This window comes from Yoonia sp. SWMV100 (genome assembly GCF_056108365.1).
Genome location: NZ_JBWBAQ010000003.1, coordinates 424,802 through 438,233, shown reverse-complemented (window position 1 = coordinate 438,233; position 13,432 = coordinate 424,802). Strand labels below are relative to the sequence as shown.

Annotated in this window: 11 protein-coding genes; 8 read left to right on the top strand and 3 right to left on the bottom strand. The window is 55.8% G+C overall.

Annotated elements, in window-relative coordinates; translation table 11 throughout:
• The first annotated feature begins 5 nt into the window (after positions 1–5).
• The 4 genes from ACXJGX_RS07000 to hglS all read left to right on the top strand — a co-directional run bounded on the left by ACXJGX_RS07000 (position 6) and on the right by hglS (position 4,832).
• Entirely contained in the window at positions 6–1,352 is a 1,347-nt protein-coding gene (locus tag ACXJGX_RS07000; RefSeq protein ID WP_474780018.1) for a glycosyltransferase family 2 protein, read from the top strand.
• 75 nt (positions 1,353–1,427) lie between these two features.
• Entirely contained in the window at positions 1,428–2,216 is a 789-nt protein-coding gene (locus tag ACXJGX_RS06995) for a DeoR/GlpR family DNA-binding transcription regulator (RefSeq protein ID WP_474780016.1), read from the top strand.
• A 16-nt stretch (positions 2,217–2,232) separates the two neighbouring features.
• Positions 2,233–3,369: an MFS transporter gene (locus tag ACXJGX_RS06990; RefSeq protein WP_474780014.1), complete on the top strand. Its 1,137-nt coding sequence runs from the start codon at positions 2,233–2,235 to the stop codon at positions 3,367–3,369.
• Positions 3,370–3,443: 74 nt separating this feature from the next.
• Complete coding sequence (gene hglS, locus ACXJGX_RS06985) at positions 3,444–4,832, top strand: 2-oxoadipate dioxygenase/decarboxylase HglS (RefSeq protein ID WP_474780012.1); 1,389 nt, start codon at positions 3,444–3,446, stop codon at positions 4,830–4,832.
• Position 4,833: 1 nt separating this feature from the next.
• On the opposite strand, the gene ACXJGX_RS06980 is transcribed toward hglS, so the two are convergent.
• From ACXJGX_RS06980 to ACXJGX_RS06970, 3 genes are all read right to left on the bottom strand, one after another.
• Positions 4,834–7,278, bottom strand: a complete 2,445-nt coding sequence (locus tag ACXJGX_RS06980) for a beta-glucosidase (RefSeq protein WP_474780010.1) — start codon at positions 7,276–7,278, stop codon at positions 4,834–4,836.
• A gap of 169 nt (positions 7,279–7,447) precedes the next feature.
• Complete coding sequence (locus ACXJGX_RS06975; protein WP_474780008.1) at positions 7,448–8,344, bottom strand: sugar kinase; 897 nt, start codon at positions 8,342–8,344, stop codon at positions 7,448–7,450.
• Positions 8,341–9,033, bottom strand: coding sequence for a GntR family transcriptional regulator (locus ACXJGX_RS06970; protein WP_474780006.1), 693 nt, complete (start codon positions 9,031–9,033; stop codon positions 8,341–8,343). Before ACXJGX_RS06970 ends, ACXJGX_RS06975 begins: the two co-directional genes overlap by 4 nt.
• An 80-nt stretch (positions 9,034–9,113) precedes the next feature.
• Between ACXJGX_RS06970 and uxaC the strand changes: the two genes are divergently transcribed.
• From uxaC to ACXJGX_RS06950, 4 genes are all read left to right on the top strand, one after another.
• Entirely contained in the window at positions 9,114–10,520 is a 1,407-nt protein-coding gene (gene uxaC, locus ACXJGX_RS06965) for a glucuronate isomerase (protein WP_474780004.1), read from the top strand.
• Between the two features lie 30 nt (positions 10,521–10,550).
• Positions 10,551–11,531, top strand: a complete 981-nt coding sequence (locus ACXJGX_RS06960; protein ID WP_474780002.1) for a TRAP transporter substrate-binding protein — start codon at positions 10,551–10,553, stop codon at positions 11,529–11,531.
• A gap of 68 nt (positions 11,532–11,599) precedes the next feature.
• A complete protein-coding gene (locus ACXJGX_RS06955; RefSeq protein ID WP_474780000.1) occupies positions 11,600–12,112 on the top strand; it encodes a TRAP transporter small permease in 513 nt (170 codons plus the stop codon).
• On the top strand, positions 12,112–13,404 hold the full coding sequence (locus tag ACXJGX_RS06950; protein WP_474779998.1) for a TRAP transporter large permease: 1,293 nt from the start codon (positions 12,112–12,114) through the stop codon (positions 13,402–13,404). The genes ACXJGX_RS06955 and ACXJGX_RS06950 overlap by 1 nt, the downstream gene beginning before the upstream one ends.
• Positions 13,405–13,432 lie beyond the last annotated feature (28 nt).

Below are 13,432 nucleotides of genomic sequence, written 5' to 3'. Positions count from 1 at the left end.
AAAACTTGATCAGCCTTGTGCAATTACCTTTTGCTTGGCGCGAATTAGGTCGCCATTCCATGGCGGAAGATACGGAATCAACGTGGCAAATGCTCATTTCCGACGTCACTATTCCGATGAGCGTGGTGGTGCCCGCATATAATGAAGAGCAGACCATCGTAGCGAATGTGCGCTCTATGTTGTTCCTTCACTATCCCGAACTTGAGATTGTGGTGGTTAATGACGGGTCGAAAGATGCCACGTTAGACGAACTTATTGCAGCGTTTTCGTTGCAACGTGTGACCCGTGCGCATGAACTTAGCCTTGAACATGCGCCGGTGCGGGGGGTGTATAAATCGCAGCAATATCCCAGCCTGATTGTTATCGATAAAGAAAACGGCAAGGGGAAGGCTGATGCAACGAACGCGGGCATCAATTTTTCACGCAATCCGTTGTTTTGTGTGGTTGATGCAGATTCTTTACTGGAGCCTGAGGCATTGTTGCGGTCGGTCCGGCCGTTTATGGAAAACCCTGCCGAAACAGTGGCTGTCGGTGGTACAATTCGCATCCTTAACGGGTGCACGGTGCGCGCAGGCCAAGTTGTTGATACAAGCCTCCCGTCGAATTTTATCCCGCTGGTGCAAAGCCTTGAATACATCCGGTCCTTTCTGGTGACACGTCTCGCGTGGAGCCATTGGGGAATGCTGTCGATCATTTCCGGCGCATTTGGCATATTTCGTCGTGATCTCACGCTGGAAGTCGGCGGTTTTTCAAAGGATTCACATGGCGAGGATTACGATTATGTGGTGAAGCTGCACCGTCACATGCGCGATCAAAATCGTCCCTATTCGATGCGATATGTTCCTGAACCTGTCTGCTGGACTGAGGCGCCGGAAACGCTCAAGGTATTGGCAACGCAACGAAAGCGGTGGCAGCGCGGCGCACTTCAAGTGATTTGCAAGAACAAGGGGATGGTTTTTAATCCACGTTATGGCCGCTTTGGGTTAATCAGCTTGCCGCATAACCTGATTGTTGATGTCATTGGGCCCATTGCAGAAGTTACCGGATTTATTTTGCTTCCGCTGTTTTGGGCGATGGGTGTTTTAAACACGCCTTTCATTCTGGCATTCACCGCGATTTTCATCGTTTTCGGGGTGTTTTTCAGCGTAAGCGCGCTGATTTTGGAAGAAGCGGAGCTACGGCGTACACCAAACGCGCGTGATTTGGCGAGGCTGGGAGCTGCGGCAATTTTTGAAAACTTCGGTTACCGGCAGCTCAACAGTATATGGCGCCTGCAAGGTTTTTGGCAGTTCATTCGCGGTAATCACGCTTGGGGGGATATGCCTCGGCGGCAGGCCAATTCTAAAAAGTGACAGCGTCCTGACGGGGAAGAAGAATAAACACGATTTGTGTTGACTGTTCTTGTTTGTGCACGTTTATGTACGTTTATGCGTGAGCCAAATTTTATCCCAGAGAATAGGCGGCAAGTCATCGCCCAACGTATCGCGGACGGTCAGGCCGTGTTGTCGGGTGCTTTGGCGCATGAATTTCATGTGTCTGATGATGCCATTCGTCGCGATCTGCGCGCCTTGGCTGCCGAAGGAAAATGCGAGCGCGTTTACGGCGGTGCGCTGCCGATTTCGCGTGCGCATACGCCAGTGGCACAGCGCAATCAGCAAGATTTAAACCGCAAAGTCGCGCTTTGCCATGCGGGCGCACAGCATATCAAACCGGGGCAGACAGTGTTCTTGGATGCAGGCAGTACAGTGGCGCAGATTACACCGTTTTTGCCGCAAGACGCCGGGTTGATTGTCGTTACAAATGCGGTGGCCGTCGCCGCAGCGGTTGCGCACCGCACTGATATCACGCTGCATTTGATCGGCGGAAAAGTATCGCCGCATGTGGGGGGAAGTGTTGATGGGCTGGCCCAAGCTTCGCTGACCCATTTTCATTTTGATTTATGTTTTCTTGGTACATGTGCGCTGCACCCCGATGTCGGCTTTGCGGCGTTTGATCCGGATGATGCGGCATTCAAGCGTCAGTTACTGGAACGATCACGGGCCACAATCCTGATGGTGACCACAGAAAAAATCGGAACCACGGCGCCTTATGTGATTGGCGCGATGTCACGCGCAGATTACCTGCTGGTGGAACATGATGTCGCGCCCAAAGATCTTGCCGCCCTGCAAGCGCGCATAGCGACAACCCAATGCTCCGCGCCAGCCAGAAAAATATAAAGAAAGAACATAGAAAATGATCGATCTATCTGTGACGGCTCCGGCCCGGCTGGCCACACGGTTGGCGTTTCTGGCGGCGGGATTTGCGATGGCATGTTGGGCGCCGCTTATTCCCTATGTCAAAGCACGTGTCGGCGCCGACGAGGCAGAGCTGGGATTACTATTGTTGTGTTTGGGGATTGGATCGGTGACCGCAATGCCTGTTACCGGATTTCTGGCATCCAGATACGGAGCACGATCAATGGTCCTTTTGGGTGGTCTGGGAATGGTTGCGACGCTTCCATTGTTGGCGATATCGGGTAGCAGTGTGGTGCTTGGTGCTGTTTTGCTGCTGTTCGGCGCTGCTTTAGGAACGTTGGATGTGTCAATGAACGTGCATGCGGTTGAGGTCGAAACCAAGGAATCCCGCCCGTTGATGTCAGGCTTTCATGCCATGTTCAGTGTCGGGGCATTCATCGGGTCGGGGCTCACGACGTTCGTGTTATCTGTCGGGTTTGGCCCGTTTTCCGCAAGTGTGATAGGGGCGGCGTTGGCGCTTTTCATGATCGCGTTTGCCGGCCCGCGTCTCTTGCGGGCGCGCCCCGAAGAAGCACATGGTTTCAGCTTTCCGCGGGGCATTGTTCTGTTGCTGGCCGTCTTGGCGGGCATCGCATTTCTGGCTGAAAGCGCGGTGCTGGATTGGGGCGCGCTACTGCTTATCGACCGCGCGATGGCCGCGCCACAAAACGCAGGTTTGGGCTATATGCTGTTTTCGATTGCGATGGTAATAGCCCGTCTGACGGGTGATCGCATTGTCTCGGCGCTTGGTGAATTCCGGGTGTTGGTTGGAGGAGGCATCGTCACAATAATGGGGATCGCGGTCACGCTTTTGGCCCCTTGGGCATTATTGACGATGGGCGGATTTGTGTTGATCGGGCTAGGGGCCGCAAATGTGGTGCCCGTTATCTTTAGCGCAACAGGCCGCCAAAAAGTGATGCCAGCAGGGTTAGCGATCGCGTCGGCAACCACCGTTGGCTATGCAGGAATTCTGTTGGGGCCGGCATTGATCGGCTTTGCCGCACATGTGACCAGTTTGCCGACGGCCTTCTGGATCGTGGCGGTTCTCATGATGGCAGTACCCCTGACCGCCGGGATTGTCGCCCGCGTCAAATAGCCTGTGGCGCGGGCTGTTCAGGGGCCGCAAACCGTGGTTATGATATGCACATGTAATCCCAAGGAAGCCCTAAGATGACAGCGTCATTTGCCCGTTCCGATGCTATTCGCGCCAACTTTTCTGCTGCTATGTCAGCGATGTACCGCACCGAAGTCCCTGCTTATGGTGATTTGCTGCAAATCGTCAACGATACGAATGCGGCGACATTGGCCAGCCCTGCGGCCGCCACGCTGAACCTGACACCGGACGAAGACACCACCCGGATTTCAGAGGAGCGTCATGGCGCCATCCGTCTGGGTACAGCATCGGAACTGGCCATGATGGCCCGTGTTTTCGCGGTAATGGGCATGTATCCGGTCGGGTATTATGATTTGTCCGCTGCCTCGGTGCCTGTGCATTCCACTGCGTTCAGGCCCCTGACCCGCGCGGCTCTCGCGGCGAACCCGTTCCGTGTTTTTACATCCCTGCTTCGGCTTGAGCTGATCAAGGATGCCAATCTACGCGACCAAGCGGCTGCAATTTTGGCCAAACGGAACATCTTCAACGATGAAGCCATTGCGCTGACATCAAAGGCCGAAAGTGACGGTGGGTTATCAGATGAGGATGCGACGCGTTTTGTCGCCGCAGTCCTTGAAACCTTTCGGTGGCACGCGGATGCCTGTGTCGATATTGAAACCTTTGAAAAGTTGAATGACGCCCACCGCCTGATCGCCGACGTGGTTTCGTTCAAGGGGCCGCACATCAATCACTTGACGCCGCGCACGCTGGATATCGACGCGGCACAGGCCGCAATGATTACCCGCGGCCTGCCCGCCAAAGCCGTGGTCGAAGGGCCGCCGCCCCGCAAATGCCCCATTTTGCTGCGGCAAACATCTTTTAAGGCACTGGAAGAAACGGTCAACTTTCCGTCGGCACACGGTACAGCATCCATCGGCAGCCATACCGCCCGTTTCGGCGAGATAGAACAGCGTGGCGTGGCCCTGACACCGAAGGGGCGTGCGCTTTATGACACCACGCTGGCGGGCGTGCGTGACGATATATTGCCAGCGGGCGACGGGTCCAATGCGGGCGCATATATGGCCGCGCTTGGGGGTGCTTTTGCGGCCTTTCCCGACGATTGGCGCGCACTTTACGATCAGGGATTAGCCTACTTCAAGTTCGCGATTGATCATCTGCCCGACACAGCAACATCGCTGGACGCTTCTGATCTTATTGATGCAGGCATTCTAACACTTAGCCCGATCATTTACGAAGACTTCCTGCCCGTGAGTGCTGCCGGGATTTTTCAGTCAAACCTTGGCGACGGTGCCGGGCATGATACCCAAACCGCGTCGAGCCGGGACGAATTTGAAGCGGCGTTAGGCGCTGCTGTGACTGACGAATTTGTTCTTTATCAGCAGATTCAAGATGCGTCGCTGTCCGCCTGCCTTGACCAAATGCGCAAGGCAGGCCGATCAGCGTAACCTATTTGGAATAGGTCGTCGCCTGCATGAATATCGTTTCGGTGCAGGCGATGTCGGCGACTGATGAACCTATAAACACGTTGAACACACCGGCATTGACCCGCCAAAGTCCAGCGTTCACATCAAAATACGCAAAGTCGCGTCCGGTTAATGTCAGATCAACCGCGCGGCTTTCGCCCGCAGCCAAGGTGACTTTGGCAAAGGTTTTCAGCTCCTTTGCGGGACGGGGCACTGTTGGTGTTTGTTCACCGACATAGACCTGCACAACCGTGGATCCGCTGCGGTCACCTGTGTTGGTCAGCATCACTGTCACGCGGGCGCCGTCGCCTTGGGCCGTAACCTGCGCCTTCGTTAGCGCGAACGTTGTGTAGCCAAGTCCGTAGCCGAACGGGAACAGCGGGGTAATCCCGATTTTTTCGTAGTGGCGGTAACCGATAAACACGCCTTCTTCGTAGCGGACTTTGCCATCAAGGCCGGGGTAAACTTCGGCATCTTGCGACCATGTTGGGTTGTCTTCCCATCGGACCGGAAAGGTTTGCGGCAGGCGCCCACCCGGTTCGGCATCGCCGAAAAGCACGTCAGCGATGGCGTTTCCGGCTTCTTGGCCGGGATACCATGCTTGCACAATGGCTTTGGCTTGTGTGACCCACGGCATCTCAACGGGTCCGCCGGTTTGCAGCACCACGATCGCATTGGGGTTAGCGTCAAGAACCGCCGCGACCAATTCGTCTTGGCGTCCGGGCAACGTGATGTTTTCCAGGTCGGACCCTTCGGTGTCCCATTCACCTGAACGGCCAACAAAAATAATCGCGGTTTCTGCGGCCCTTGCGGCAGCGACAGCTGTGGCGATGGCCGTGTCATCCAACGGTCGACCGATCCCGGCGCGGAACGCCGAAAGCTGCAGCATTTCGCCTTTGCGCGCAGTGAATTCGACGCAAACAGCATAGCTTTGGCCAGCTGTCAGGACGATTTCGGCGGTGACTTCGTCACAGCCCTCCTCAAAGAAGGTCCGCCCACGCGCCCATCCGTCAGCCGCATTGACAACCAATTTGCCATCGACAAACAACTTGCTGCGCCCTGTCGCATGAAGGCCGAACACATACGGTCCGGTTTCATCAGCCGTAAACGTCCACCGGATTCGCGCCGAGAACCGATCGGGATCAACCTTGCCGCCCGCGATCGGATGCATCCAGAATGTCTGCGTTTGCTGTAGGGTATCGGTCGCCACCGGGTCGCCCGATAGGTCGTCGTTATCATAGAAATCAACGCTGGCGTCACCAACAAACAGCGGTTCCCAACGGTGGTTTTGGCATCCGGGCGCATGGATCACATTTGCAGAACCAAAGCGCGCGGTGAACGCATCTAGTGGCGCGATGCGATAATGCGCGTTGATGAATGACGACCCGCCGCCCATGATCTGCGCCACCCCGGCATTTGGACCAATCAGCGCAATTTTTCCGGTTGGTGCGCCCAAGGGAAGGATGTTTTCATTCTTGAGAAGGACCATCGCTTCGGCGCCGGCACGCCGGATCAGGGCGCGTGTTTCGGGTAAATCTTGCGCGCTTTCGATATAGGGTGTTTCGTCAAACAGTGCGCCTGTGCGGTCCATCAACCGCAGCATGTTCAGCGCGCGTTCGCGTATTGTGGCGGACGAAACATCGCCCGCTTGGACGGCTGACACCAATTTATCGCCCCGGTCCCGCGTTGGCCCCGGCATTTCCAAATCAAGGCCTGCGTTCACAGTTTGCGTTGTTGAATGTGACCCAAACCAATCTGACATGACAATGCCGTCAAAACCCCAGTCCTGCCGCAGAACGGTGGTCAGAAGCCACGTGTTTTCAGAGGTATAATCCGCGTTCAGCCGGTTGTAGGACGACATAAGTGCCCATGCCCCGCCATCTTTTACCGCCGCCTCGAATGGGCGCAGGTACACTTCGCGCAGGGTGCGTTCATCGACTTCTGAATTCATCGTCGTGCGCTGAATTTCAGATTCGTTGCCCGCAAAATGTTTCGGGGTCGCGCCGATCCCGTTATCTTGAAGGCCTGCGATATAGGGCACGGTCAAGAATGCGGTCAGTGCAGGATCTTCTGCAAAGCATTCAAAATTGCGTCCGTTGGTGACAGACCGGTGGATGTTGATCGTCGGGGCAAGCAGTACATTCGCCCGCTTTGATTTCGTCTCAGCAGCGAGCGCGGCACCGATTTCGTACATCAAATCAGGGTTCCAGGTCGCGCCAAGCGCGATACCGACCGGGAAAGCCGCCGCCGTGACGCCCCCGAACCAGTCGCCACCGCCACGCGCGCCGTTGGGTCCATCTGAAACGCGCAGCTTTTGAATGCCCAGCCGTTCGACCGCGGCAACTGACCATAGGTCTGCACCCGATAGCAGCGAAACCTGCTCTTGCAGCGTCAGTTGATCAACCAGCTTTGTAATGTCGTGTGTCATGTGGTCCCCCCGTTATTGCGTGCAGGAAGTATACAGTATGGCAGCGTGCGCAAGGTTGGATCATGTGTGCCTTGGTTTGCGGGGCCTTGGTTTCATGTATAACAACGATTGCGATGGCGCGGTTTGAAACCCGTGCGGCAGCCCACCCCCATTTCCGCGTTGCGATCGCTTAACCGACATGCACCAGCGCACCCTTGTGCGACACAACCTTATGAGACAGGGCGCAGCCTGCTCGCATTGCGTCGTAAAGATCCGCACCACGCAAGTACCCGGCAAGAAAGGCCGCATTAAATGCATCCCCTGCGGCAGTGGTATCCACGGGGGCAGGGTTCAGAATTGGGGTGACGGTTACAGCCGGGTCGGTTCCGTTTTGCGCAACTACGTCGCCGGGGCCGTCTTTGACGATCACACATGTGGCACCAGCATTTTGATACCTTGCAAGCGTCGCAGCTTTGTCCGCATCGCCAAAAACCGTTGCTTCGTCTTCAAACGAAGGAAGAGCGATGTCACAGACGGCGGCGGCCCGCATGATCCAATTACGCATTCCATCCACGCCTGACCATAATCGCGGACGCAGATTGGGATCAAAAGCGACCTGCACGCCGCGGGCGCGCGCATCCGCGAGGGTTGATAAGAATATCGCGCGATCATCCGGTTCAAGAATGGCAATGGTAATCCCGGAAAAATAGGCCACATCCCCGGCACCTAGCGCGTCAATTGGCGCGCGATGTTGCGCAAGTTTGCGGGCGGCGGCAGCGCTGCGCCAATAGCTGAAACTGCGTTCACCATCTTTCAACGAAATCATATAGAGCCCGACAGTCCGGTCAGGCACCACCAGCAATTCTGGGGTGATCCCAGCGTTTGCGATAAAATCGGTCATCTGCGCGGACAGTGTGTCGGTGCCGACACCCGTCAGATACGCGATGTCCCATGTGTCGGGCAGATTTTTACGCAAATACCACGCGGTATTAAACGTATCGCCGGCAAACCCCATCGCATAGCCACCTGCGGCCTGCGGCGCCATTTCGACCATGCATTCCCCGATCGCCAAAATGCGCTGGGTCATTCTGTTTCGCTTTCAAAGTATTCGGCATGTTCTAAGCTGACTTGCCCAAGAATTTGAAGAATACGCGACAGATGCATCCGCATTTGGGCATCTGCGCCTTGGGTGTCCTTTGCACGAATGCATTTCATGATTGATATGTGATCATCAAGTGCACTTTGCGCGCCAAACGAAAGCGAAAGGTACCGGACCCGGTCCAAGTGAACTTTTTGATCTCTGATCATGTTCCAAGCATTCGGGTGCCCCGCAATTTCACAGATTGTGCGGTGAAATTGGTCGTCCAGTTCGTGAAAGCCCAGTTTGTCGCCTGACTTGATCGCAGCCGCCTGCCGATCCAGCAGCGCATCAAGCACGGCAATATCAGCCGGTGTTACATTTTCGATCGCCGCGCGCAGGCATTCGGTTTCAAGGGCTGTGCGAATGAATCGCGCGTCCCGCAGGGCCTGTTGTGAAATGTAGGTGATCGTCGTCGCGCGCTGTGGCCGGATCAAAAGAAATCCTAGCTCGGACAGACGGTAAAATGCGTCACGGACGGGCTGTCTGGATACGCCAAGCTCTTTGGCGATTTCGGCTTCCGACACTTTTGTTCCCGGGGCCAGCTCTAGCGAAATGATCGCTGCATACAGGGTTTGAAACACTTGTTCCGTCGCTGTCGTGATCTGCAGGGTCGCGAGTGATGCAAGGGCAGGCATGATATATTCCAGTTTGACGTAACTACCAGACTAACATATTAGATGACTAGCGTTACCGCAAGACCTTGGGAGGGAAACTGATGAAATTAACGGACCCGGACCGTCTTTTTCCCGTCGAATCACATGTGCGCGGCATTGCCCGCGAGTTGTATGAAGGCGTTTGCAATCTCCCTATCATCAGCCCGCATGGTCATTGCGACCCCAGCTGGTTTGCAAAAAACGAACGGTTTCCAGACCCTGCCCAGTTGTTTGTTGTGCCTGATCACTACGTCTTTCGGATGCTTGTTTCCCAAGGTGTGCCAATGGCCGATTTGGGTGTCCCGCGCGTCGATGGCGGCGCGGTCGAAACCGACCCGCGCGAGATTTGGCGTCGCTTTGCCGAAAATTATCACCTGCTGCGGGGCACACCGTCGTCGATGTGGCTGGATCATTCCTTTGAACATGTTTTTGGGATTGATGAACGCCTGACCGCAGATACCGCTGACGCCTACTACGATCACATCGATACAAAGCTGGCCCAAGACGCGTTCCGTCCGCGTGCGTTGTTTGATCGGTTTGGGATCGCATTGCTGGCGACGACCGAAAGTGCGCTGGATGATTTGAAATGGCATCAGATGATTGCCGACAGCGACTGGAATGGTCGCGTGGTGACTACCTATCGCCCGGACAATGTGGTTGACCCTGAATTTGAAGGTTTTGCCGCGAATGTCGCGCAATTTGGCGCGCTGACGGGCGAAGACACGACAACATGGGCGGGATATTTGCAAGCGCATCGGGTGCGGCGGGCGTTTTTTAAGGCGTATGGTGCCACCGCGACAGACCACGGCCATGCCACAGCACGCACCGAAGATATGCCGCAGGCAGACGCCGCCGCCTTGTTCGCAAAGGCCCTGGCTGGCAACTGCACCCCGGCCGACGCAGATGCATTTCGCGGGCAGATGTTGACCGAAATGGCGAGGATGAGCCTTGATGACGGGTTGGTGTTGCAAATTCACCCCGGATCATTCCGCAACCACTCTGCCAGCGTTTTCGCAGGCTTTGGGCGCGACAAAGGTTTCGATATTCCGAGCCAGACAGATTACGTGCACGCGCTGAAACCGCTGCTGGACGCTGTCGGGATGGAGCCGTCCCTGACGGTGATCGTCTTTACGCTGGATGAAACCGCCTATAGCCGCGAATTGGCGCCGCTTGCTGGGGCCTATCCGGCACTGCGGCTTGGCCCGCCTTGGTGGTTCTTTGACAGCAACGAAGGGATCAAACGATTCCGCGAAGCCACAACCGAAACATGCGGGTTCTACAACACTGTCGGTTTCAACGACGATACCCGCGCGTTTTGTTCAATCCCCGCCCGGCATGACGTGGCCCGGCGGTCGGATTGTGCGTATCTGGCCAATTTGGTCGCCACCGGGCGGCTGTCTTTGGCGGATGCACACGAGGTCGCTTTGGACCTCACGTACCGGCTTGCTCTGCAGGCTTACCGGCTCTGAAATGGGCCATTTTTCTGGGAGGAAAAACAAATGACTTTTACGAAAACAATCGGGGCAGCCTTGCTGGCAAGCGTTGCCATGGCATCTGCGGTGGCCGCATGTGAAGTAACGCTGCGGTCGTCGGATACGCACCCTGATGGTTACCCCACGGTGGCAGCAGTGAACCACATGGGCGAGCTGTTGGAAGAACGGTCCGGCGGTCGCCTGTGCATCGAAGTCTTCCACTCTGCGCAGTTGGGTGAAGAAAAAGACACCATCGAACAAACGCAGTTCGGTGTCATCGACATGAACCGTGTCTCGCTTGGGCCGTTTAACAACATCATCGAAGAAACCCAAATTCCGTCGCTGCCCTACATCTTCCGGTCGGTCGAACATATGCACCACGTGATGGATGGCCCTGTTGGCCAGCAGATTTTGGATGCGTTCACGGATCACGATCTGGTTGGTTTGGCGTTCTTTGATGGCGGCTCGCGCAGCTTTTACAACTCGCAAAAGCCGATTACGTCGATGGAAGACCTTGCAGGTCTGAAATTCCGCGTGATGCAGTCTGACATGTTCGTTGACATGGTATCTGCGCTGGGCGCGAATGCGACACCGATGCCGTACGGCGAAGTGTATTCGTCGATCCAGACGGGCGTGATCGACGGTGCGGAAAACAACTGGCCTTCTTACGACAGCTCGGGCCACTTCGAAGTCGCCAAGTACTACACTTTGGATCAGCACCTGATCGTGCCCGAGGTTTTGGTGATGGCAAAGTCGAGCTTTGATAAACTGTCCGCTGAAGATCAGGAACTTGTGCGGCAAGCGGCGCGTGATTCCGTGCCTGTCATGCGCGACCTGTGGGCCGCGCGTGAGGCGGAATCAGAAGCCCGTGTGCGTGCATCCGGCGTCGAGATTATCACAGACATCGACAAAACACCGTTCATCGAAGCCATGGTGCCTGTCTATGAAAAATATGTGACCTCGCCTGTTCTGCAGCAAATGGTCATCGACATCCAAGCCACCGAGTAAGCGATAGTGGCCCGCAGCATCGGTTGCGGGCCTCCATCTTCTCTGGGGGGAACAGAGTGCAGAATTTCATGAAAATCGTCGCCCGCGGGATGGGGCGCATTGCGACTGCAGCACTTTTGCTGGCAGGTACCGGGTTGGTCGTGATGACCGCCCTGATCGCAGCCCAAGTGTTTTGGCGCTATGTCCTGAACGACAGTATTTCGTGGACCGAACCGGCATCCGTGATGATCATGGGTTGGTTTATTTTCTTGGGGGCAGCCGTTGGTATTCGCGAAGGATACCACCTGTCATTCGATGTGCTGCTTTATCTGCTGCCGCACCGCGGGAAAATGGTCATGTATTCGCTGTCGGACATTGTCGTCACCATTTTTGGGGCGGGCATGATCTATTACGGCTGGCTGTTGGCCGCGAACAAATTGAATACCAAACTTCCGTCATTGGGTATCTCGGGTGCCTATGATTATGCCCCGATTGTGATCGGTGGCGTGTTGGTCGTGTTGTTTTCCCTTGAACGCCTTGCACGTCGTGCTGCGGGCCTTCCGACCGCGCGCTTTGGCGACGATCCCATCGAGGACATGTAATGGAACTGTATATCCTATTCGGAACATTTGTGTTCCTCCTTTTGATCGGGACGCCTGTCGCGTTTTGTCTGGGCGTGTCCAGCTTTGCGACCGTTGCCTATATGGGCATCAACCCGATCGTCGTTTTCCAGCGCCTGAATTCCGGGGTGTCCAACTTTTCGCTGATGGCGATCCCATTCTTTATCTTTGCCGGTGACCTGATGGTACGCGGCGATATTGCCCGCCGTTTGGTCGCCTTGGCCGGCGCGGTTGTGGGGCATTTGCGCGGCGGATTAGGGCAGGTCAATATTTTGGCGTCCGTGATGTTCGGCGGTGTGTCGGGATCAGCGGCGGCGGATGCATCTGCCGTGGGTGGCCTGATGGTGCCGCAAATGAAAGAACGCGGCTATGGTGCTGACTATGCTGTGAACATCACAGTGGTCAGTTCGATCATCGCACTGCTTTTGCCGCCCTCGCACAACATGATCATTTACGCGATTGCAGCTGGTGGTAACATTTCTATCGCAGATCTGTTTACGGCGGGCATTATCCCCGGTCTGCTTTTGGCAACGTCCTTGATGGTTGCGGCATACATCGTGGCAAGCCGCCGCGGCTATCCGACAGAACCGTTTCCGGGGCGAAAGATGCTGGGCCAGTTGTTCGCTTCAGCGGCACCGGGGCTGATCCTGATTTTGATAATCTTTGGTGGGGTACGTTCCGGGGTTTTCACCGCGTCTGAATCGTCCAACGTCGCCGTGATTTATGCGATGTTTGTGACGTTCTTTGTCTACCAAAGCCTTAGCTGGCACGACTTTATCCAAGCAACATTTGCCGCTGTGCGGACGACGGCCATGGTATTGCTGGTCATCGGTTGTGCGGCCGGGTTCGGGTGGCTGCTGGCCCGTCTTCAGGTTCCGGCGGCGATGGTCACGTTCCTGACGGGCATTTCGGACAACCCGATTGTGATCTTGTTGTTGTTGAACGTGGTCTTGCTGATCCTTGGCACGTTCATGGATATGTCCCCGCTGATCGTGATCACAACCCCGATCTTCCTGCCGGTTGCCATGGCGTTTGGCGTGGACCCTGTGCATTTCGGGGTGATCCTGATCCTGAACCTTGGCATTGGCCTGTGCACGCCACCCGTTGGTGCAGTTCTTTTTGTGGGATGTGCCGTTGGGCGGCTGCCAATCTGGGATGCAGTCAGGTCGATCTGGCCCTTCTATGGCGCGGCTTTTGCAACGCTGATGTTGGTCACATACATCCCCGGTCTGTCGCTTTGGTTGCCGGCTTTCTTCAACAATTTAATGCCGTAAGAACCGCGATCACTGTCCCCGCCGTTCC